Annotated in this window: 18 protein-coding genes and 2 pseudogenes; 12 read left to right on the top strand and 8 right to left on the bottom strand. The window is 64.5% G+C overall.

Going from position 1 to position 21,640, the window contains the following annotated elements:
* The 4 genes from EOA75_RS09480 to recJ all read left to right on the top strand — a co-directional run.
* Positions 1-1,063, top strand: a 1,063-nt coding sequence (locus tag EOA75_RS09480; protein WP_127324131.1) for an LL-diaminopimelate aminotransferase, incomplete at its 5' end; no start/stop codon positions are given.
* A gap of 47 nt (positions 1,064-1,110) precedes the next feature.
* A complete protein-coding gene (locus tag EOA75_RS09475; RefSeq protein WP_127248590.1) occupies positions 1,111-2,424 on the top strand; it encodes a homoserine dehydrogenase in 1,314 nt (437 codons plus the stop codon).
* Between the two features lie 148 nt (positions 2,425-2,572).
* Positions 2,573-3,556, top strand: a complete 984-nt coding sequence (gene glpX / locus EOA75_RS09470) for a class II fructose-bisphosphatase (RefSeq protein WP_127324130.1) — start codon at positions 2,573-2,575, stop codon at positions 3,554-3,556.
* Between the two features lie 140 nt (positions 3,557-3,696).
* On the top strand, positions 3,697-5,481 hold the full coding sequence (recJ, locus tag EOA75_RS09465; RefSeq protein ID WP_127324129.1) for a single-stranded-DNA-specific exonuclease RecJ: 1,785 nt from the start codon (positions 3,697-3,699) through the stop codon (positions 5,479-5,481).
* A 13-nt stretch (positions 5,482-5,494) separates the two neighbouring features.
* Here the strand turns inward: recJ and EOA75_RS09460 are convergent, their stop codons facing one another.
* From EOA75_RS09460 to folE, 3 genes are all read right to left on the bottom strand, one after another.
* A complete protein-coding gene (locus EOA75_RS09460; protein ID WP_067000906.1) occupies positions 5,495-6,466 on the bottom strand; it encodes a patatin family protein in 972 nt (323 codons plus the stop codon).
* Positions 6,467-6,550: 84 nt separating this feature from the next.
* Complete coding sequence (gene hisI / locus EOA75_RS09455) at positions 6,551-7,009, bottom strand: phosphoribosyl-AMP cyclohydrolase (RefSeq protein WP_127324134.1); 459 nt, start codon at positions 7,007-7,009, stop codon at positions 6,551-6,553.
* 93 nt (positions 7,010-7,102) lie between these two features.
* Positions 7,103-7,729, bottom strand: coding sequence for a GTP cyclohydrolase I FolE (gene folE, locus EOA75_RS09450; RefSeq protein ID WP_067328045.1), 627 nt, complete (start codon positions 7,727-7,729; stop codon positions 7,103-7,105).
* A gap of 235 nt (positions 7,730-7,964) precedes the next feature.
* Between folE and EOA75_RS09445 the strand changes: the two genes are divergently transcribed.
* From EOA75_RS09445 to EOA75_RS09425, 5 genes and pseudogenes are all read left to right on the top strand, one after another.
* On the top strand, positions 7,965-8,411 hold the full coding sequence (locus tag EOA75_RS09445) for an iron-sulfur cluster assembly scaffold protein (RefSeq protein WP_127324128.1): 447 nt from the start codon (positions 7,965-7,967) through the stop codon (positions 8,409-8,411).
* A gap of 179 nt (positions 8,412-8,590) precedes the next feature.
* On the top strand, positions 8,591-8,965 hold the full coding sequence (gene yidD / locus EOA75_RS09440) for a membrane protein insertion efficiency factor YidD (RefSeq protein WP_127324127.1): 375 nt from the start codon (positions 8,591-8,593) through the stop codon (positions 8,963-8,965).
* 142 nt (positions 8,966-9,107) lie between these two features.
* Positions 9,108-9,299: pseudogene (locus EOA75_RS09435) on the top strand (class D beta-lactamase); the annotation flags it as partial.
* A 231-nt stretch (positions 9,300-9,530) separates the two neighbouring features.
* Positions 9,531-11,504 (top strand): threonine--tRNA ligase, encoded by a 1,974-nt coding sequence (gene thrS / locus EOA75_RS09430; RefSeq protein WP_127324133.1) that lies wholly within the window; start codon positions 9,531-9,533, stop codon positions 11,502-11,504.
* Between the two features lie 95 nt (positions 11,505-11,599).
* A complete protein-coding gene (locus EOA75_RS09425; RefSeq protein WP_127324126.1) occupies positions 11,600-12,541 on the top strand; it encodes a 1-acyl-sn-glycerol-3-phosphate acyltransferase in 942 nt (313 codons plus the stop codon).
* Between the two features lie 5 nt (positions 12,542-12,546).
* Here EOA75_RS09425 and EOA75_RS09420 read toward each other — a convergent pair whose 3' ends face one another.
* Positions 12,547-13,512: a hypothetical protein gene (locus EOA75_RS09420; protein WP_095802168.1), complete on the bottom strand. Its 966-nt coding sequence runs from the start codon at positions 13,510-13,512 to the stop codon at positions 12,547-12,549.
* Between the two features lie 162 nt (positions 13,513-13,674).
* Between EOA75_RS09420 and EOA75_RS09415 the strand changes: the two genes are divergently transcribed.
* Together EOA75_RS09415 and EOA75_RS09410 are read left to right on the top strand one after the other, a co-directional pair.
* The gene (locus tag EOA75_RS09415) at positions 13,675-14,259 is read left to right on the top strand and encodes a nitroreductase (RefSeq protein WP_095802169.1); all 585 of its coding nucleotides are present in this window, start codon (positions 13,675-13,677) and stop codon (positions 14,257-14,259) included.
* A gap of 1 nt (position 14,260) precedes the next feature.
* Entirely contained in the window at positions 14,261-14,869 is a 609-nt protein-coding gene (locus EOA75_RS09410) for a flavin reductase family protein (RefSeq protein WP_127324132.1), read from the top strand.
* A 63-nt stretch (positions 14,870-14,932) separates the two neighbouring features.
* Here EOA75_RS09410 and EOA75_RS09405 read toward each other — a convergent pair whose 3' ends face one another.
* Together EOA75_RS09405 and EOA75_RS09400 are read right to left on the bottom strand one after the other, a co-directional pair.
* Positions 14,933-15,814, bottom strand: coding sequence for a CoA ester lyase (locus tag EOA75_RS09405; RefSeq protein ID WP_127324125.1), 882 nt, complete (start codon positions 15,812-15,814; stop codon positions 14,933-14,935).
* Positions 15,814-16,266 carry a MaoC family dehydratase gene (locus EOA75_RS09400; RefSeq protein ID WP_095826116.1) on the bottom strand — a complete coding sequence of 151 codons (453 nt, stop codon included), beginning with the start codon at positions 16,264-16,266 and terminating at the stop codon, positions 15,814-15,816. The genes EOA75_RS09405 and EOA75_RS09400 overlap by 1 nt, the downstream gene beginning before the upstream one ends.
* A 150-nt stretch (positions 16,267-16,416) precedes the next feature.
* On the opposite strand from EOA75_RS09400, the gene EOA75_RS09395 reads away from it, so the two are divergent.
* Positions 16,417-17,538 carry a DUF2336 domain-containing protein gene (locus EOA75_RS09395; protein WP_127324124.1) on the top strand — a complete coding sequence of 374 codons (1,122 nt, stop codon included), beginning with the start codon at positions 16,417-16,419 and terminating at the stop codon, positions 17,536-17,538.
* A gap of 49 nt (positions 17,539-17,587) precedes the next feature.
* Here the strand turns inward: EOA75_RS09395 and EOA75_RS09390 are convergent, their stop codons facing one another.
* Together EOA75_RS09390 and parE are read right to left on the bottom strand one after the other, a co-directional pair.
* A complete protein-coding gene (locus tag EOA75_RS09390) occupies positions 17,588-19,678 on the bottom strand; it encodes an FUSC family protein (RefSeq protein ID WP_127324123.1) in 2,091 nt (696 codons plus the stop codon).
* Positions 19,679-19,721: 43 nt separating this feature from the next.
* Positions 19,722-21,602, bottom strand: a pseudogene (parE, locus tag EOA75_RS09385) (DNA topoisomerase IV subunit B); the annotation flags it as partial.
* Between the last annotated feature and the right edge of the window lie 38 nt (positions 21,603-21,640).

Raw genomic sequence — 21,640 nt, 5'->3', positions numbered from 1 at the left:
ATGCGAAGTGGTGCGCGATCCGCGCACGCATCGCTATTCGTCCTCGCGCGGCATTCCGGGCCTCCGCCGCGCCCAGGCGAACTACTATGCCCGCCGCTTCGGCGTGAAGCTCAATCCCGACACGCAAGTGGTGGCGACGCTCGGCTCGAAGGAGGGCTTTGCCAACATGGCGCAGGCGATCACCGCGCCCGGCGACGTCATCCTGTGCCCCAATCCGACCTATCCGATCCACGCCTTCGGCTTCATCATGTCGGGCGGCGTCATCCGCTCGCTGCAGGTGGAACCGGATGACGGCTTCATCCCGGCGGTCGAGCGTGGCATCCGCCATTCGATTCCGAGGCCGCTGGCGCTGATCCTCAACTATCCGTCGAACCCGACGGCGCTTGTCGCCTCGCTCGATTTCTACAAGGACGTGGTCGCCTTCGCGAAGAAGAACGACATCATCATCCTGTCGGACCTTGCCTATTCCGAGATCTATTTCGACGGCAATCCGCCGCCTTCGGTGCTCCAGGTTCCAGGGGCGATGGATGTCTGCGTCGAGTTCACCTCGATGTCGAAGACTTTTTCCATGCCCGGCTGGCGTATGGGCTTCGCGGTCGGCAACGAGCGGCTGATCGCGGCGCTGACGCGCGTCAAATCCTATCTCGACTACGGCGCCTTCACGCCGATCCAGGTGGCGGCGGCGCATGCGCTCAACGGCGACGGTGCCGACATCGCCGAGGTGCGTGAGGTCTATCACAAGCGGCGCGATGTGATGGTCGATTCCTTCGGCCGTGCCGGCTGGACCATTCCGGCGCCGGCTGCCTCGATGTTCGCCTGGGCGCCGATTCCGGAACAGTTCCGCCAGCTCGGCTCGCTCGAATTCTCCAAGCTGCTCATCGAGCACGCCGACGTCGCGGTAGCGCCGGGCATCGGCTTCGGTGAGCACGGCGACGATTTCGTTCGTGTGGCGCTGGTCGAGAACGAGCACCGGATCCGCCAGGCGGCGCGCAACATCAAGCGCTTCCTGGCCTCGACCGCCAAGCAGCCCAACAATGTTGTGCCGCTCACCGCGCGCCGCTGAATTCACCGCACATCACACCGACCAATCTTTGAGGGGCGTCGCCGGACATGGCTGAAGCGTTGCGTGTTGGAATTGCCGGCCTTGGCACGGTGGGCGCCTCGGTGGCGCGCGTGCTCAACGACAAGGCCGCCGAGCTCACCCGCCAGTGCGGTCGCGACATTGTCGTCACAGCGGTTTCGGCGCGCGATCCGAAGCGGGACCGCGGTGTCGATCTGGGCGACACCAAATGGTTCGACGATGCCGCGAAGATGGCCGAGAAGGCCGACATCGATGTCTTCGTCGAGCTGATCGGCGGCGACGAAGGGCCAGCGCGTGCATCGGTGAAGGCGGCGCTCGAGGCCGGCCGCCATGTCGTGACGGCCAACAAGGCGCTGTTGGCCAAGCACGGCGTGCAACTCGCCGAGATCGCCGAGAAGAAGGGCGTGCTGCTCAACTACGAGGCTGCGGTGGCCGGCGGCATCCCGGTCATCAAGACGATGCGCGAGGCGATGGCCGGCAACCAAGTCAGCCGCGTCTTCGGCATCCTTAACGGCACCTGCAACTACATTCTGACCCGCATGGAGGCCGAAGGCATCTCTTTCGATGCCTGCCTCAAGGACGCGCAGCGCCTCGGCTATGCCGAAGCCGACCCGACCTTCGACATCGAAGGCCATGACACGGCGCACAAGCTGTCGATCCTGACCAGCCTTGCGTTCGGCACGAAGATTGCCGCCAACGACATCTACATGGAGGGCATCTCCAACATCACCCAGGCCGACATTCGCGCGGCAGCCGAGCTCGGCTACCGCATCAAGCTGCTCGGCGTCGCGCAGCGCACCGACAGCGGCATCGAGCAGCGCGTCCATCCGACCATGGTGCCGACGGCCTCGGTCATCGCGCAGGTGCATGGCGTCACCAATGCCGTGGCGATCGAGACCGACATCCTGGGCGAGCTTTTGCTCTCCGGCCCCGGCGCCGGGGGCAATGCCACCGCCTCGGCGGTGGTCGGCGACATTGCCGATATCGCCAAGAGCCGGCCGGGCTTCCAGCACGGGCCGGTCTTCGGCTGGCCGGCGAAGGAATTGAAGCCCTACAGGAAAGCGCAGATGCGCAGCCATGCCGGCGGCTATTTCATCCGGCTCACCGTGCACGACCGCATCGGCGTCTTCGCGGCGATCGCCAAGCGCATGGCCGACAACGATATTTCACTGGAATCGATCGTCCAGCAGGCCGCCGGGCCGGCTACCGAAGCGCAGAAGACCGTCATCCTCGTCACCCACGAGACAACGGAAGCGGCGGTGCGCAAGGCGGTCGAAGGCGTCACCAAGGACGGCCATCTCACCGACAAGCCGCAGGTGATCCGCATCGAGCGGGCGGAATAGCTCGAGTCATACTTCACGTTTAATCGATTGATATTGCTGCCATTTCAAAAATTGACATGGCAAGTCTTGCCGTTGTCATGGAGCTTTGCGAGAAGAAGCGCGCTTCGGGCGGGAGGCACAGCGCAGTTTCAACGAGGAATGCCCATCCATGAACATGGCCCAAAACATCGCAGCCGGCCTCGATCGTATCCTCACCATGGAAGTGGTGCGTGTGACCGAGAGGGCCGCGGTCGCCGCTGCCAGGCTGCGCGGTCGCGGCGATGAGAAGGCGGCCGACCAGGTCGCGGTCGATGCGATGCGCCAGGAACTCAACCGGTTGCCCATCAAGGGAACCGTGGTCATCGGCGAGGGCGAGCGCGACGAGGCGCCGATGCTCTATATCGGCGAAGAGGTCGGCACCGGCAAAGGCCCGGTGGTCGACATCGCGCTCGATCCGCTCGAAGCCACGACGATCTGCGCCAAGAACCTGCCCAACGCGCTTGCCGTCATCGCCATCGCGGAAAAGGGCAGCCTGCTGTTCGCGCCCGACGTCTACATGGACAAGATCGCCATCGGGCCGGGATACCCGGACAGCCTGATCGACATCGACGCGCCGCCGGCCGAGAACATCGCCAATCTCGCCAAGGCCAAGGGCGTGGCGGTGCCCGACATCACCGCCTGCATCCTCGACCGGCCGCGCCATGCCAAGCTGATCGACGCGGTGCGGGCCACGGGCGCCGCCATCCGGCTGATCGGCGACGGCGACGTCGCCGGCGTCATCCACACCACCGATCCGGAAGAGACCGGCATCGACATCTATCTCGGCACCGGCGGCGCGCCGGAAGGGGTGCTGGCCGCGGCGGCGCTTCGCTGCACGGGCGGACAGATGCAGGGCCGGCTGATCCTCGACACGCCGGAGAAGATTGCACGAGCCGAAAAGATGGGCATTTCGGATCCGAAGCGGGTCTATCGCGCGCAGGACATGGCGCGCGGCGACGTGCTGTTCGCGGCGACCGGCGTCACCGACGGCAATCTGCTCGGCGGGGTGAAGTTCGGGCGCACCTTCATCACCACTCACACCATCGTGCTGCGCTCGTCCTCGCGCACAGTGCGCGAGATCAAGGCTCGTCACCAGGATCTGGAAAAGTTCTGATTTCGTCCTTGTAGACACTTTCGCGCAATTACGGCCGGAGCGCCCTTCCACAGTTTTCCGGGGTGGTTCGCTTTCCCGCAATTGCTAGGGCTGTCGCATCTTGATATCTGCCGAAAGATGGTGTGCAGACGGCGCGTCTCATGATGGGCGAGAGACGCTTCTTCCTCGATGTCAGGCAGTCGGCGACCGGTGTTTCCTGGGAGCACCGGCTGACCGAGCGGCAGGACATGGCCGCTTTGGCCATCGCGCAGGGTCATGGCGTGCCGGACATCGTCGCAAGGGTGCTGGCTGGGCGCGGCGTGACGGTCGAGCAGACCGAGCGCTTCCTCGATCCGACCATTCGCGAGCTTTTGCCGAACCCGGCCTCGCTGACCGACATGGAGAAGGCGGCGGCGCGCATCGCGGATGCGGTCGTGGCCGGCGAGAAGGTGGCGATCTTCGGCGACTATGATGTCGACGGCGCCGCGTCGTCGGCGCTGCTGAAGCGCTTCCTGGCGCATTTTTCGGTGCCGTCCGAGATCTATATCCCCGACCGCATCTTCGAAGGCTACGGCCCGAATCCGGAAGCCATGCGCGAACTGATCTCGCGCGGCGCGAAGCTGATCGTCACCGTCGACTGCGGCACCAACAGCGCCGTGTCGATCGAGGCGGCGAAAGATGCCGGCGCCGATGTCGTGGTGCTCGACCATCACCAGGTCGGCGGACCGCTGCCGGCGGCGGACGCGGTGGTCAATCCGAATCGGGAGGACGACCTTTCGGGGCAGGGGCATCTCTGCGCCGCCGGTGTGGTCTTCCTGTGCCTGGTCCAGACGGCGAGGGTGCTTCGCGAACGGTTGCCGAACGCCGCGCCGGTCGATCTGCTTTCGCTGCTCGACCTTGCCGCGCTGGCGACCGTTTGCGACGTGGTGCCGCTCACCGGCGTCAACCGCGCTTTCGTAGTCAAGGGGCTGCAGGCGGCGCGCCAGCAGAAGAATGAGGGGCTGGCGGCGCTTGCGCGGGTCGCGCGCATCGGCGAGCCGATAAACACCTTCCATCTCGCCTATCTGATCGGGCCGCGCATCAATGCCGGCGGGCGCATCGGCGATGCCGCGCTCGGCAGCAGGCTGCTTGCCACCGAGGATCCTGTTGAAGCCGCAAGCATTGCCGAGACGCTCGACCGGCTGAACCAGGAACGGCAGCAGATGGAACTGGAGATGCTGGCGCAGGCGCGCGCCGAGGCCGATGCGGAGCTTGCCGGCGGCACCGGCCCTGGCATCGTCGTGACCGCCAGCAACAGCTGGCATCCCGGCATCGTCGGGCTGCTGGCCTCGCGGCTCAAGGAACATGCGCGCCGTCCCGCTTTCGCCATCGCCTTCAATGCCAATGGGATCGGCACCGGCTCGGGGCGCTCGGTCTCCGGTTTCGATCTCGGCCGGCTGGTGCGCGAGGCGGCGCAGGCCGGCCTGATCGCCAAGGGCGGCGGTCACGGCATGGCGGCAGGCATCACCGTGGAACGTGCCAAGCTCGGCGCGCTTCGGGCTTTCTTCGAGGAGCGCGCTGCGGCGGATGTGTTCCGGCTGCAGAGCGAGGAAAGCCTCGCGATTGACGGCGCCTTAGCCGCCGAGGGCGCGACGCTGGCGCTTCTCGACGCGCTGGAGAAAGCCGGCCCGTTCGGCGCCGGACACATCGCGCCGGTGTTTGTGCTGCCGCGCCACCGACTTATCGATGCGCGGCCGATCGGCACCAACCACATCCGCGCCGACCTGCAGTCGCAAAGCGGCGGCAACCTCCAGGCGATCGCGTTCCGCGCCGTCGACACCGCGCTCGGCGAATTCCTGTTCAAGAACAGGGGCAAGACCGTGCACATAGCCGGTTCGCTGTCGGGCAATTACTGGAACGGCAACCGCTCAGTGCAATTTCGCATCACAGATGCCGCGATTGCTTGACTGACGCTTCGGATCAGGCGAGCACCGTCTGCAGCCGCCGCAATTCGCTGATCTGGGACATGGTCGCCTGATAGCCGATGCGGATCGCCTCGTCGGCGCGGTGGAACTCGGTCAGTCCGATATGGCTGAGCTTCGGCTGCAGCGACATGTCGGGCGGATCGCCGGCGAGCCTGGCGCGCGAAATCCGGTCCTGGATGATGTTGAAGGCCTCGACCATGACGCCGGTGATGCCGAGGCGGGTCTGGTGCGGCGGGTGCTGGGGATTGACCTGACCGGGACGCGGCGCGTCGTTCTCGATGACGAGTTCGCCCGCGCTGTGCTTGATCACGGCGGCACGCCCAAACAGATCGTAGTGGAGGTTGACGGCAACGACCAGCGGCTGCTCGTAAGCACGGCAGACCGAGACCGGCACCGGATTGACCAGCGCGCCGTCGACCAGCACGCGCCCGTTGCAGTTCACGGGCTCGAAGACGCCGGGCAACGCGTAGGACGCGCGCATGGCGGTGATGAGCGAACCTTTCGACAGCCAGATTTCGTGGCCGGTGCGGATTTCGGAAGCGACGGCGACGAAGGGCTTCGACAGTTCCTCAAAACGGATACCGTCGACATGTTCGCGCAGCCGCGCATCGAGCTTCATGCCACCGAACAGGCCGCTGCCGCGCAGATTGAGATCGAGCAGTCCGAAGAGGCGCCGCTTGGTCAGGCTTCTGGCGAACTCTTCCAGTTCGTCCAATTTGCCGGCAAGATAGCAGCCGCCGACCAGCGCGCCGATCGACGTGCCTGCGATCATCGAAACTTCGATGCCCGCTTCGTCCAGCGCGCGCAGCACGCCGATATGGGCCCAGCCACGCGCACAGCCGCCGCCGAGCGCCAGCGAGATGCCCATCTTCTTCGCCGATTTCGGATCGAGCACGCCGCCGGACGATGCAAGGCCGTTGGCCTCCTGAACGTCAGGTCTGCTGCGCAATGACGCCCATTCGAGCATCATGATCTCCCTTGTCCCGTGTCCCTTCTATCACAAGGATGTTTGAGAATAGTGAATATGAGTGGTTTGTGAATATCGAATGGTTCACACCGGCTTCCGATACGTTTCTTGCGCATCGAACAGCGGCTTGCTGCCATCGTCGGCAAGCACCGCCTTGCCGTCGCTGAGCCCCACCGTCCGATAAAAGCAGGAACGCCTACCGGTGTGACAAGTTGCGTCCTGGCCCAATACTTTGACGCGCAACCATATCGCGTCCTGGTCACAATCCGTGCGCATCTCGACGACGCATTGGACGTTGCCCGAGGTCTCGCCCTTTTTCCACAGCGCGTTGCGGGAACGCGACCAATAGTGGGCGATGCCGGTTTCGAGCGTCAGCGCCAGCGCCTCGGCATTCATATGCGCGACCATCAAAAGCATGCCGTCGCCGGCGTCGGTGACGACGACGGTCACGAGGCCGGCAGCATCGAAGCGCGGAGAAAGGACGGTGCCTTCCTCCAGCGCCTTCTTGTCTGCCGGGGCTTTGGGAAATTGCAGTGCCGACATTGCCGGTTCGTCTTTTTGTTGGACCATGATCTTATCCGAAAACCGGGTCCCACTTTTCGGGACCATGGTCTGAAGGCCGGCAGCAGCCGGCGATCAGGCACGCACCATGGTGACGAAACGCACCTGTTCTTCGGGCGTGTCCTTGAAGACGCCGGTGAAGGTAGAGGTGAGCGTGGTCGAGTCCTGCTTGCGGATGCCGCGCATGGCCATGCACATATGCTCGGCCTCGATCATGACGGCGACGCCGCGCGGGTTGAGCACGTCCTGGATGACGCCTGCGATTTGCGCCGTCATTGCTTCCTGCGTCTGCAGGCGATGGGCGAAGATGTCGACGACGCGCGCGATCTTGGACAGACCCACGACCTTGCCGTCCGGCAGGTAGCCGACATGCGCCTTGCCGATGATCGGCACCATGTGGTGCTCGCAATGGGAGTGGAACTTGATGTCCCTGACGATGACGAGATCGTCATAGCCGGCCACTTCCTCGAAAGTGCGGCCAAGCTCCTCGGCCGGGCACATGTCATAGCCGTTGAACATCTCGCGAAAAGCCTTGGTGACGCGCTTCGGCGTGTCGACAAGGCCCTCGCGATCAGGGTTGTCGCCGGTCCAGCGCAAAAGCGTGCGCACGGCGGCTTCGACCTCGGCCTCGCTTGGGCGATCGGTGACAGGCTTCTCCATATAGGAGGAAGGGGGCATGAGTTTCTTGATGACGGCATCCATAAAGGCGTCTCCCGTAGTCCCACTCAGAGGTGGGACGAGTTGAACGGACCACGACCTTTCGGGTGAAACTCGCCCGGTTTCCAGCCCGTAAGCGGCGTGAACAGATGAGCAATGACAATGGCTTGAGTTTGCCTTGTCGATGCCCGGCTGCCATCATTATATATGGTCGTGCACAGCGAAAGGAAGACGCAACAGCGGCAAAGCCTGTTCGCTTGGCGGCGACGGATTGGAAAAAATGATCGACGACGTCTACAATGCGAAAATCCTGAGCTTCGCCGGAAACATCGCCAAGATCGGCCGGCTCGACCACCCCGATGCGACCGCCAGAGCGCATTCCAAACTGTGCGGCTCGACCGTTACCGTCGACCTCAAAATGAATGGCGACGTGGTGACCGATTTCGCTCATGACGTGAAGGCCTGCGCGCTTGGTCAGGCATCCTCCTCGATCATGGCCCAGCATGTCATCGGCGCGAATGCCGACGAGCTGCGCGCGGTGCGCGAAACCATGCTGAAGATGCTCAAGGAAAACGGCGCGCCGCCGGAAGGCCGGTTCGCCGATCTGAAATATCTGGAGCCGGTGCGCGACTACAAGGCACGTCACGCCTCGACCATGCTGACCTTCGATGCAGTGGTCGACGCGATCGGCCAGATCGAGAAGAAGCGCGCCAGCGAGGCGGCTTGAGGGCGATCTCCTGGCTGCTTGCCTGTTATGGCGAACTCGCTTGGTATCCCGGCGCCATGTCGAGTGGACCGACCGGCGTCCCGTCCGGCCTTCCCCGCGATGACCGATAAAAGGTCGTTGCGTTCCCGGCTCGAAACCCACATCTAACGCACAAGGAAGCTGGCTGCGGAGAAGTGCGGATGGGAGACCATCCAGGACATATCCATGGTGTCCGGCCGGTCCGGCATGGGCGAAACTGGCAGGGACCCTGGCGCAAGACGCCGGGCCGCGTCCTCGGCACGTCGCTCGTGCGCCTCTACCAGTTGACGCTTTCCGGCTTCGTCGGCAATAGCTGCCGGCATCTGCCGACCTGTTCCGAATACGCGCATGAGGCAATCGCCCGCCATGGATTGTGGACCGGGGGCTGGCTGGCGCTGTTCCGGGTCTCGCGTTGTGGGCCGTTCGGGACGCATGGCATCGACCGCGTGCCGGAGACGCTTGCGCCGCGCTATGTCTGGTTCATGCCGTGGCGCTATTGGCAGATCGGCAGGAAGCACGGCGACGCAGATGGCTGACTATGTCAGCGCTTCGCAGCCCGTGTTTACGATCCGGTAGGGTTAACGTCAGCCTGCACAAACACTGCCAATTTGAGACAAAATCGAGACAAGAGGCCTCGCTAAGCCGCTCCGCGTAATCCCTTTCCCGGAGTGAGCTTCGATGCGCCATATGGACCGCTATCCGTTCTTCATTGCCATTATTCTGTTCCTGCTGGCCTGGATTCTCGGCCTGCCGATGCGGGCGCAGTCAGCGCCGCTCAAAGACATCCACTGCACTTTGATCGAGGACTCGGCGAGCGGCTCGACGCTTTGCCAGGATGGCTTCCGCGACGAGCGCGTCAGCCCGGCTTCGATCTTGCCGAAGGGGCTCGCGACGCGGGCGGCTTCCTGAACGATCTTCCCGGGCTCATCAAATAGAACGGCTTGCGGCTTTACGGCGGCGGAAACTCCTCATAAAAGACTGCCGCCCGCCAGCGTCCAAGTGATTGGCGCCTCCGGCCAACCCTGCATGCTCCAGCACATTCCTGCGACATGCATCTACCACCCGCGCTCGTTTGCGGGACTGGATAGGACAACTCTGATGATGCTGAATTCCGTCTCCCTGACATTTCCCGATGGTTCCGTCCGCGAGTACGACGCCGCGATGACCGGCGCCGCCCTTGCCGAATCGATCTCCAAATCGCTGGCGAAAAAGGCTGTTGCCTATAGCCTCGACGGCACCCTCCGCGATCTTTCCGATCCGCTCGGCGGGTCCGGCAAGGTCGAGATCATCACCCGCGAGGATCCGCGCGCGCTGGAACTCATCCGCCACGACGCGGCGCACGTGCTGGCCGAGGCGGTGCAGGAACTTTGGCCAGGAACGCAGGTGACCATCGGGCCGGTGATCGAGAACGGGTTCTATTACGACTTCGCGCGCAACGAGCCGTTCACCCCGGACGATTTCCCGGTGATCGAGAAGAAGATGCGCGAGATCATCGCCCGCAACAGGCCGTTCACCAAGGAAGTGTGGTCGCGCGAGAAGGCGAAGAAGGTCTTTGCCGACAAGGGCGAGCGCTACAAGGTCGAGCTGATCGACGCTATCCCCGAGGATCAGGATATCAAGATCTACGCGCAGGGCGACTGGTTCGATCTCTGCCGCGGTCCGCACATGGCTTCGACCGGGCAGATCGGCAACGCCTTCAAGTTGATGAAGGTGGCGGGCGCCTATTGGCGCGGCGATTCCAACAACCCGATGCTGACGCGCATCTACGGTACCGCCTTTGCCGACCAGGCGCAGCTCGAGGCATACCAGATGCTGCTGGAGGAAGCCGAGAAGCGCGATCATCGCAAGCTCGGCCGCGAGATGGATTTGTTCCATTTTCAGGAGGAGGGACCGGGCGTCGTCTTCTGGCACGCCAAGGGCTGGAAGATGTTCCAGAACCTGGTCAACTACATGCGCCGCCGCCTCGACGAGCACGGCTACCAGGAAGTCAACGCGCCGCAGGTGCTGGACAAGAGCCTGTGGGAGACGTCCGGCCACTGGGGCTGGTATCGCGACGCGATGTTCAAGGTGACCGTCGCCGGTGACGACACCGACGACGACCGCGTCTTCGCGCTGAAGCCGATGAACTGCCCCGGCCATGTACAGATCTTCAAGCATGGGTTGAAGTCCTACCGTGAACTGCCCGTAAAGCTTGCGGAGTTCGGCAATGTGCACCGCTACGAACCGTCGGGCGCGCTGCATGGGCTGATGCGTGTGCGCGGCTTCACTCAGGACGATGCGCATATCTTCTGCACCGAGGAGCAACTCGCCGCGGAATGCCTGCGCATCAACGATCTAATCTTGTCGACCTATGCCGATTTCGGCTTCGACGAGGTCGCGGTGAAGCTGTCGACGCGGCCCGACAAGCGCGTCGGCACAGACGAGGCCTGGGATCATGCCGAGGCGATCATGAGCAATGTGCTGGAGACGATCCGCACGCGCTCCGGCAATCGCATCAAGACCTCGGTCAATCCGGGCGAGGGTGCCTTCTACGGGCCGAAGTTCGAATATGTGCTGAAGGACGCCATCGGCCGCGAATGGCAGTGCGGCACCACCCAGGTCGACTTCAACCTGCCGGAACGCTTCGGCGCCTTCTATATCGGCTCGGATTCGGAGAAGAAGCAGCCGGTCATGGTGCATCGCGCGGTGTGCGGCTCGATGGAACGCTTCCTCGGCATCCTGATCGAGAACTATTCCGGCCATTTCCCGCTGTGGTTCGCGCCGCTGCAGGTGGTGGTGGCGACGATCACCTCCGACGCGGATGAGTATGCCACGAAAGTGGTCGAGCGGCTGAAGGCTGCGGGGCTGCTCGCCGAAACCGATCTGCGCAACGAGAAGATCAACTACAAGGTGCGCGAGCACAGCCTGGCCAAGGTTCCGGTCATTCTCGTTTGCGGCAAGCGGGAGGCGGAAGAGGAAACCGTCAATGTCCGCCGTCTCGGCTCCCGCGACCAGGAATCGCTGAAGCTCGGCGACGCCGTGAAATTGCTGGCGGACGAGGCCGTCTCTCCGGACCGCAAGCGCCGCGCGGCCTAAAATCGTTAATCTCCAATCGCTTCTCGAATGGCGGTGGCACATAGTCCACCGCCATCTTCACACGCCTGTCACGCCAACCTTGTAACCGAGCCGCCATGCTCAAGCTGAAATCGCGGGGGAAGCCGTTTCCCGAGCTCTCCTACGCCAACCGGCATCAGCCGGCGCTGACGCGGTGGTTCATCCATTCCGTCGAAGGCCTGTCGGGCCGCGACCGCTTTGCCGTGCTCTACGACTTGTGGCGGCGCCAGGTCGCTCCAACGGGCGAACGTGTGTTCAGCCGCATGCTGGACTTGATCGACGTCAGGGTGCACCACGCCGGCCGTTGGCCGCCGGCAAATGTGCCGGCCAGTCCGCTGGTGATCGTCGCCAACCATCCCTTCGGCATCGGCGACGGCATTGCAGTGCTGTCGCTCGCCGAGCAGCTCGGCCGTCCGTTCCGGGTCATGATCCACAAGGACCTGCTCAGGATCCGCGAGATGGAAGCCTATTCGCTGCCGATCGATTTTTCCGAGAGCAAGGAAGCGCTGAAGAACAACATGGCCGTGCGCCACGAGGCGGTGCGGCTGTTGAAGGCAGGCGTCACCATCGTCGTTTTTCCGGCCGGCGGCGTCGCCACGGCGCCGAAGGGGTTCGGCCGGGCGATCGACCTGCCGTGGAAGATGTTTCCGGCCAAGCTCATCCAGGAGGCCAAGGCCTCGGTCATCCCTTTGCATTTCTCCGGCCAGAACGGCCGTCTGTTCCATCTCGTCAGTGGGCCGATGAACATGGCCGAGCGCGACAACCGCGTGGCGAAATTCGTCGGCAAGGCGTCGCTGACGCTGCGCACCTCCCTATTAATCCGCGAATTCGCCCGGCTGTCGGGCAAGGCGATCGAGGTGCGCATCGGCGATGTGCTGAAGTGGAGCGAGCTCGAACCGTTGCGCGACCGCAAGGCGCTGCTCGACAGGCTCTACCAAGCGGTTTTCGATCTCGCTCCGGCGGCGGCGCGGCGCGGACGCACGCCGTTTCTAACCAAGCGGATGCGCAAAGCCGCCTGAGCAGCTTAGTCCGCGCCCTCCTCGGGATCGATGGCGGACGATTCGTTGGCCACGACCTCGATTTCCTGGTTCTGGCCGGCCACGACGGTGAAATCCTTCTGGTAGATGCGGTCGCGGTTCTTGGCGATGATGGTGTATTGGCCTTCGGCCAGCACCATCGAGGCGAAGGCGCCGACGGCTTCCTTGATCGGATCGCCGGATTCATTGAGCAGCGACCAGGAGGTGTCGGCAATGGCTTCGCCGCCGGGCTCGCGCACCAGCTTCATCGTCATCTCGGCCGCGCGGTGCTCGACGGTGGCCTCGGTCAGCTTGCCGGCCTCGACGCGGATATCGGAGCGGATCACGGCGTTGACCGCGCCATAGGTGGAGACGACATGGTAGGTGCCTGCATTCAGCCGCACCACCGTGTTCGGCTCGACATCGGGGGCGATCAGCGCGCGGTCGCCATTGGCCTCGGCCTGGCCCTCATAGATCGCGAAGCGGAGCTTCTTTGGCGCGATGTGCGCGCCGCCGGACGTCACCGCATCGAGCTTCAAGCCGCCGGCATCGAGAACGAGGCTCTCTCGCTTTGCGTCCTTGCCGACGGTGATGCGCTTGGTGGCGCCGGCCCGTCCGTAAGAGGCGTGGACCAGGTAGCTGCCGGGGTCGAGCTGGAACACCGCCGTGCCGCCATGCGCGGACGCGACCATCGGCAGCTTGCCGTCGCTGGCCGGTTCCGGCTTGAAGACGCGCCAGACGATGCCGCGGGTGATGTCGGCGCCCTTGTCGGTCAGTTGCGCAGAAAGGGTGATCGCTCCGCCGCTGCCAAGCGCCAGCGACCGCTCGCTCTTCGGCGTCGCATAGCTCGAAATGCCCGGCAACTTGATATTGCCGACATCGTTGGCGTTCTGGGCCAGCGCGAACGAAACCGGCACCGCAAGCAACGCGGCGATGAGCCCGACCACGAAAAGGCGCAGAGTCCCCTCAAACATGCCTTGCGTTGAAGCCCAAGGCGGTGGCAATTTCAAGGCTCAAGAGCCTGCCGCCCTCCGCCAGGGCTCTTTATCCGGCGTATAATTGCGCCATTGCCCGAGCCGCCCGATCTCCCGATGGCGCGCTTCAGCTCAAAATCGAATGCTAGGAGACTTGCGCCCATGGCGTCGCCGATCATCGACTTCCTGCTGACCCGCAGTTCAGCGCCGATTCCGGACCTCAAGGAGCCGGCGCCGAGCGATGCGGAAATCGCCACGATGATCGCCGCGGCATCGCGGGTACCAGACCATGGCCGCCTTGAGCCCTGGCGGTTTATCGTCTACCGCGGCGAGGCGCGGGTCGAGATCGGCAAGAAGCTCGCGGTGCTTGCCGAGCAGCGCGAAGGACCGTTGCCGGAGGGGCGCCGCAACCAGGAACTGGCGCGCTTCTCGCGCGCCCCGCTGGTGATCGGCGTCGTCTCCGTGCCGCGGGAGAACCCAAAGATCCCGCAATGGGAGATGTTCCTGTCGGGTGGAATGGCGGCTATGAATCTGATGATCGCGGCCAACGCGCTGGGCTATGGCACCAACATGATCAGCAACTGGTATTCCGACGTTGCGGAGGGCAGGGCGATCCTCGGGCTGTCGCCGCAGGAGCGCGTCATCGGCTTCGTCCATATCGGCTCGTACCAGGGACCGGCGCCGGAGCGGCCGCGGCCCGATCCGGCGAAGCTCTATGCCGATTATGCCGGGCCGTGGGCCGGCTGAGATGTTCTACGAGCCATCCAAGGGGCACGGCCTGCCGCACGATCCGTCGAAGGCGATCGTTGCACCCCGCCCGATCGGATGGATCTCGACATTGAACAAGGCCGGTGAGATCAACCTGGCGCCCTATTCCTTCTTCAATGCCTTTTCGACGCGGCCTTTCATCCTCTGGTTCTCATCCGAAGGCGCGAAGGACAGCGCCACCTTCGCTGAAGAAACCGGCGAATTCGTCGCCAATCTCGTCAGCCGCGAGCTTGCCGAGAAGATGAACCGCACCGCCGTCGATGCGCCGCGCGGCGTCAGCGAGTTCGCCTATGCCGATCTCGCCATGGCGCCGTCGCGCCTCGTCGCGCCGCCGCGCGTGGCGGAAGCGCCCGCCGCCCTCGAATGCAAGGTGACCGAGATATTTCGGCCGCGGGCACTGGATGGCGCCGAGACCAGCGCCATCGTCGTCGCCGGCGAGGTCGTCGGGGTCCACATCGACGATGCTTATCTCAGGGACGGCCTGTTCGACATCGTCAGGGCCGGCAATGTCGCCCGGCTCGGCTATATGGACTATGCCAGCGTGAACGAGATTTTCTCGATGCGGCGGCCGCGCTGGAGCAAGGATTAACCGAAAGGGCTACACGGCTCACGTCCGCTACAAACTGATCCCCATGGTCTGGCAATTGGCGGTTCAGGCTGAAAGTCCCGCCGCTCTCGCTCGTGCCAGCAGCCGCTCCGCAAGCCGCAGGTGCGGCCGATCATACATCTTGCCGTCGATGCCGACGACGCCCGGATTTCCCGCCGCCGCGAAGGCGTCGACGATCGCCCGCGATCGTTCGACCGCTTCCGGCGACGGCGTGAAAGCGGCGTTGATGACCGGCACCTGCGCCGGATGGATCGCCATCTTGCCGGTAAAGCCGTCGCGCTCGGCTTCTCTGCATTCGGCTTCGAAAGCGGCCATGTCGCGGAAATCCGGAAAGACGGTATCGATCGCGGCGATTTCCGCCGCTCCGGCGGCCAGGATGGTCGTCGCGCGCGCCAGGCGGAAGACGTCGGTGTAGCGGCCGCTCTCGTCGCGCGCCGAACGCGCGCCGATTGCGGCCGACAGATCTTCTGCGCCCCAGGTAAGTCCGGCAAGCCGGCTGCTTGCTCCGGCGTAGCTCGCGGCAGCCAGCAGGCCGGATGCGGTTTCGGTGATGATCGGCAGGATCTTTATGCCGCCATCCGGCAAGCCGCTTTCGGCCTCGTGCACCCGAAGCTTGGCCGCGAGCTGCTGGACATCCTGTCCGCTGTTCGACTTCGGCAGCATGATGCCGTCGGGTTTCACCGGGACGAGCGCCGCAAGATCATCGTCGGTCAGGCCGGTCGACAGATCGTTGACGCGTACGTAGATGTCGGAGCTGGTCTGCTGTCGGTGGCCGGCGATGAGGTTCGCCGCGACTTTGCGGGCGGCCGCCTTGTTGCCGGCGGCGACCGAATCCTCAAGGTCGACGATGACCACGTCGGCGCCGGCGCCAAAGCCCTTTTCCAGCTTGCGCTCGGAATCGCCCGGCACGAAGAGCAGCGAGCGCATCAGGACGCCTTCTTCATCATCATCGCCTGCCTCGTGCATTTGGCGACAAGAACATCGTTCTGATTATAGGCGCGGTGCTCGAATTCGACGATGCCGCGATCGGGCTTCGACCTGGACTCGCGCACCGAAACGACCGTCGTCTCGACGCGAATGGTGTCGCCGTGGAAAACCGGGTGCGGGAAGACGGTCTCCTTCATGCCGAGATTGGCGACAGTGGTGCCGACGGTGATATCGTTCACCGAGATGCCGATCATCAGGCCGAGCGTGAACAGCGAATTGACCAAGGGCTTGCCCCATTCGCTCTTCGCGGCGAAGTCGAAGTCGATGTGGAGCGGCTGCGGGTTCAGCGTCATCACCGAGAACAGCATGTTGTCGCTTTCGGTGACGGTCTTGCGCAGCGTGTGCCGGAAGACGCGGCCGGCGACGAACTCCTCCAGATAAAGCCCGGCCATGGTCGATCTCCTCCGCTATTCCTGTTTGATAGGCGTTGGTTGCAAAGCCATCAAGCCGGTTAAGAAACATGGTGAACCGTTCGTAAACCATTTTCAGCTTACCGTTCCCAACGGGGCCGAAACGTTTCGGCAAGGGCGTAGCTGATCGGCATGGTTGTTTCGCATTTTCTAAAGTGGATCGATAAGGCAAGGGTTTCCGAGCGCGCCGCCGCCGCGAGCGCGCTGGCCCGCGCCTACATCAATTCCGACCTGCCGTTCGAGGATCGCTGCGCCGCCGAGGCGGCGCTCACGCTGCTGCTCGACGACGTTTCCGCCAAGGTCCGGCAGGCGCTCGCCGAAGCGCTGTCGATGAGCCATCACGCCCCGCCGCAGGTGATCGCAGCACTCGCTTCCGACCAGCCGGAAGTGGCGGCGCTGGTGCTGGCGCGTTCGCCTTTGCTTACCGATGCCGATCTCATCGACCGCGTCGCCTGCGGCCAGAAGGCCACCCAAAAGCTGATAGCCAACCGTCCCGTCGTCTCGATGTCGCTGGCGGCAGCCATCGCCGAGATCGGCGAGCCGGAAGCCTGCGCCACGCTGATCGCCAACAGCGGCGCCGATATTGCATCGCTGAGTTTCCGCCGGATGGCCGAACGGCACGGCCACCTGCCGCTCGTGCGTGAGGCGCTGATCGCCGACGCGCGGCTTCCCGCCGACTGCCGGCACATGCTTCTGGTCAAGCTCGGCGAGACGCTGAAGGGATCGCCGCTGGTGCTGGCACTGATGGGAGCGGCACGGGCAGACCGCGTGATGCGCGACGCCTGCGTGAAGGCTTCGGTGACGCTGATCGAGGGCACCCGCGCCGGGGAGCACGCCGCGCTGATCGAGCATCTCAGACTGCGCGGCGATCTCACCGCGAGCTTCATCATCCGCACCGTCGCGCATGGCAAGGTCGACTTCTTCGGCTCGGCCCTGGTGGCGCTTGCCCAACAATCCGAGCAGCGGGTGAGGGCGTTGCTGGCCGGCGGGCACGACGTTGCGCTGCAGGCGCTGTTCCGCAGCGCAGGCCTCGCCGCCGTCACGCACGGCATCATCCTGTGCGCGCTCAAGATCTGGCGCGAGGTCGCCAACGGCAAGCGTGTCGCCGGCGTGCAGGAGGTGAGCTGGCTGATGCTGAAGGAACTCGGCGGGCAATCGGCCGAGGGCGATCTCGCCGGACTGGTGAAGTCGATCCATCTCGACGCGCTGCGCGAGAACGCGCGCGGGCATGCGCTGGCAATTGCCGCCGCCTAGCGCATGTCGGTATCAGGTGTGGCCGGCCTGGCGGCTTCCTGCTCGATGCTCACGTATCCCGGCCCGGCCCGTCTAAGGGTGCCCCCTTCGCGAAAAAATCCGGATAATCCTGCATCGCGGCAGCGATGATGCGCAGTGAGGCCGCGACCTGAAGCATTTCCGGCCGGTCGCTGCGACCGGCGATGCTCGCCGCATATTCCCGCGCCACGGCGATGGTCGAGGTCTGCGGCTCGCCATGCCTCCTGAACAGCAATTCCCGCGCCAGGCCGCGCAGGAAGCTGCCGATCGACTCGACCGTCTCGCGTGGCACGATGGAGTTCAGTTGCGCCTGGCGCAGCCGGAGCACTTCGAGGCCGACGGTCACGGCGGCAATGCTGCCGCCAAGAATAGGGTCGCCTTTCCTCCCGGTCTGCTGCAGTTGCGGCATCAACTGGTTGATCCGGTCATAGGCCAGGCTTTCGAAGGCCGAACGCCTGGGGACGCGCTCATGCACGCAAAGGCGCGCCAGGTCCTCGCGCATCGCCGTCGAGATGCGCTCAACAGTGGCCCAGGGATTGGCCGGCAGAACGACGATGAAGACGCCGATGGCGATCAGGATGCCGACCAGGATCGATGCCGATCCGGCGAAGAACGGGCCGGGATCATAGGTCATCATCTGGTGCGGGCTGAGAAAAGCCAAGAAATTGATGGCGAAGGCGGTGGCCACGCCGACATGCCGCGGATTGGCCATGCCGAGCGCTGCCGGCACCAGGATCGGCACGACAAAGAGGGTGAACCAGCCGAAGCCGGGCAGCGCCGGCATTGCGATCTGGCCGACGAGGAAAGCGAAAGGCAAAGCGAGGAGCGTTCCGGTGAAGAAGCCCCAGGCCGACTGAACCGGATCGGGACGCGCCGCGAACAGGCTGGAGACGACGGCGACGAGAATGACGGTGCCCGCCGCCTCCGACCATTTGGTGGTCAGCCAGAAGGCGGCCACCAGAAGCGTGGCGAGCGCGGCGCGCACCGCATTGCGCCAGGCCGCATGATAGTCGCGGTGCACGACCAGGGCCGGTTGCTGCCGCTCACGAGACGTTCGGGAAACCGGCGAGCGAAGCGCATCCAAGCCGCGCATCACCTGCTTCAGCGCCTCCGCGAAATCGGCGGCAATGGTGAGGCGGGTGATGGTGCCGACCTTGTCTTCACCGGGATCGGTGGCCACCGGCGCCGTTTCTCTTGCCCTGATCGCGATTGCCTCGAGCCGGGCCACCCATGGGCCGGTGTCGTCCAACGCGTCGCGCGTCGTAGCGAGTTCCCCGACGATTGCCTTCAACTCGCTGCGAACAGGGATGAGCGTCGCATTCTCCGGCGCGGCATGGGTATGCAGCGCGCGGGCCGCCGAGAGCGCCCACAGGAGCTGTCCGATCGTGCGCCGGACCGGATGGGCGCGGGTCGCGAAGCTCGGCGCTTCGAGGCGCGCATAGGTGCGCATTTCGGCAAGTGTCTGGGCATCGGTGATCAGCTTGCGCTGGAGAGCGGCAAGACCGGCCGGATCGCCGTCGGAAAAGGCGCCTGAGGCGTAGTCGGCGAGATCGAGAATGCTGCGTTTCAGCCTGGAGATGATGGCGTCCGCCGCGAGCTTCGGCAGGATCAGCCGGCTGGTGACGCCGGCGCAGACGATGCCGAGCACAATTTCGGCGCAGCGCGCGACAGCGAGATCGACGACGAGATGCGCCTGCCCGAATGCCGGCAGGCTGATGATCATCGCTGTATAGCCGGCAAGGGCGGCGCCATAGGCTTCCGGATTGCGCAGCAGCGAGGAAACGAGGGTGCTGACGCCGATCCATAGTGCCAGCACCGTCACCAAGAGCCAGGGATTGGTGCCGAACAGCGATGTGATGCCGATCGCCGCCAGGCCGCCGGCCAGCGTACCGAGCAGGCGGTAGAAGCCTTTCGCCAGCACCATGCCGGCGACCGGCTGCGCGACGATGAACACGGTCATCATCGCCCACTGCGGATGATCGAGCTTCAAGGCGTAAGCGGCAAGCAGCGCGATCAGCCCGGCAGAAACCGTTCGCAGGGCGAAGATCCAGTCCGAGCGCGTCGGCTGGGTCAGCTCACTTAACGGTGTCCCGGCTAGATCCTTCAGCCGCGTCCAGGTCACATGCAAGTCTCCGTCCCGGAGCCTGTTATGGACCAGTCCGCGTTCAGATATCCAGCACGTCGGCCTCGGCGAATTCGGCACGTTCCTGGATGAAGCGGAAGCGGGCCTCGGGCTTGGTGCCCATCAGCGCGTCGACGGCGTCCTTGGTCGCCTGCTCGGCATCGATCACGTCGACCCTGAGAAGCGTGCGCTTCCTCGGGTCCATCGTGGTTTCCTTGAGCTGCGAGGCCATCATCTCGCCAAGGCCCTTGAAGCGGCCGATCTCGACCTTGCCGCGCCCGGTGAATTCGGTGCGCAGCAATTCGTCCTTGTGCGCGTCGTCACGCGCATAGGCCACCTTACCGCCCTGACGGATCGAATAGAGCGGCGGCACAGCCATATAGAGGTGGCCACCGCGGATCAGGTTCGGCATCTCCTGGTAGAAGAAGGTGATCAAAAGCGAAGCGATATGCGCGCCGTCAACGTCGGCGTCGGTCATGATGATCACGCGGTCGTAGCGCAGGTCCTCGTCGCGATATTTCGAGCGGGTGCCGCAGCCGAGCGCCTGGATCAGGTCGGAAATCTGCTGGTTGGCGGCAAGCTTGTCGTTGCCGGCGCTGGCGACGTTGAGGATCTTGCCGCGCAGCGGCAGCACCGCCTGGCTGGCGCGGTCGCGCGCCTGCTTGGCCGAGCCTCCGGCCGAGTCGCCCTCCACGATGAAGATCTCGGCGCCGGCCGCGGCGTTCTGCGTGCAGTCGGCGAGCTTGCCCGGCAGGCGCAGCTTGCGTACCGCGCTCTTGCGCGACACTTCCTTTTCCTGGCGCCGGCGCACACGCTCGTCGGCGCGCGCGATCACCCATTCGAGAAGCTTCGAGGCTTCCTGCGGGTTGTCGGCCAGCCAGTGGTCGAACGGGTCGCGGATGGCGGTTTCGACGATGCGCATCGCCTCGATGGTGGCCAGCCTGTCCTTGGTCTGGCCGACGAATTCCGGCTCTCGGATGAATACCGACAGCATGCCGGCGGCCGAGATCATGACGTCCTCGGTCGTGATGATCGAGACGCGCTTGTTGCCGATGAGGTCGGCATAAGCGCGAAGCCCGCGCGTCAGCACGTTGCGGAAGCCCGCCTCATGCGTGCCGCCCTCGGGAGTGGGAATCGTATTGCAGTAGGAGTTGAGGAAGCCGTCGCCGCCGAACCAGGTCACCGCCCATTCCAGCGAGCCGTGGCCGCCCTGCTTGTCGCTTTTGCCCGCGAAGACTTCGCGCGTGACCTGGAATTCGTCGCCGAGGGTGGCCTTGAGGTAGTCTTTGAGGCCGCCCGGGAAATGGAACTCGGCTTTGGCCGGAGTTTGATCCTTTTCCTTGATCAGCGAGGGATCGCAGGTCCAGCGGATCTCGACGCCGCCGAACAGATAGGCCTTCGAGCGCGTCATGCGGTAGAGCCGGGCCGGCTCGAAGGCGGCGCCCTTGCCGAAGATCTGCTCGTCGGGATGGAAGCGGGTCCTGGTGCCGCGGCGGTTGTGCACCTCGCCGAGGTGCTCCAGCCCGCTCACCGGAACGCCGCGCGAGAAGCGCTGGCGATAGAGCTGGCGCCCGCGCGCGACCTCGACCTCGAGGTGGTCGGACAGCGCGTTGACGACGGATACGCCGACGCCGTGCAGACCGCCGGAGGTCTCGTAGACCTTGGAGTCGAACTTGCCGCCCGAATGCAGCGTCGTCATGATGACTTCGAGCGCCGGCTTCTTGAACTTCGGATGCGGATCGATCGGAATGCCGCGGCCATTGTCGGTGACGGTAAGAAATCCGTCCGCCGAAAGCTCGACGTCGATGAAGGTGGCGTGGCCGGCCACCGCCTCGTCCATCGAATTGTCGATGACCTCGGCGAAGAGGTGATGCATCGCCTTGTCGTCGGTGCCGCCGATATACATGCCTGGGCGGCACCGACGACAAGGCGATGCATCACCTCTTCGCCGAGGTCATCGAC

It is taken from the genome of Mesorhizobium sp. M1A.F.Ca.IN.022.07.1.1, from assembly GCF_003997575.1.
Taxonomy (GTDB): domain Bacteria; phylum Pseudomonadota; class Alphaproteobacteria; order Rhizobiales; family Rhizobiaceae; genus Mesorhizobium.
The sequence above is the reverse complement of the archived record's forward strand: the minus strand, read 5'-3'. Positions and strand labels throughout refer to the sequence as shown.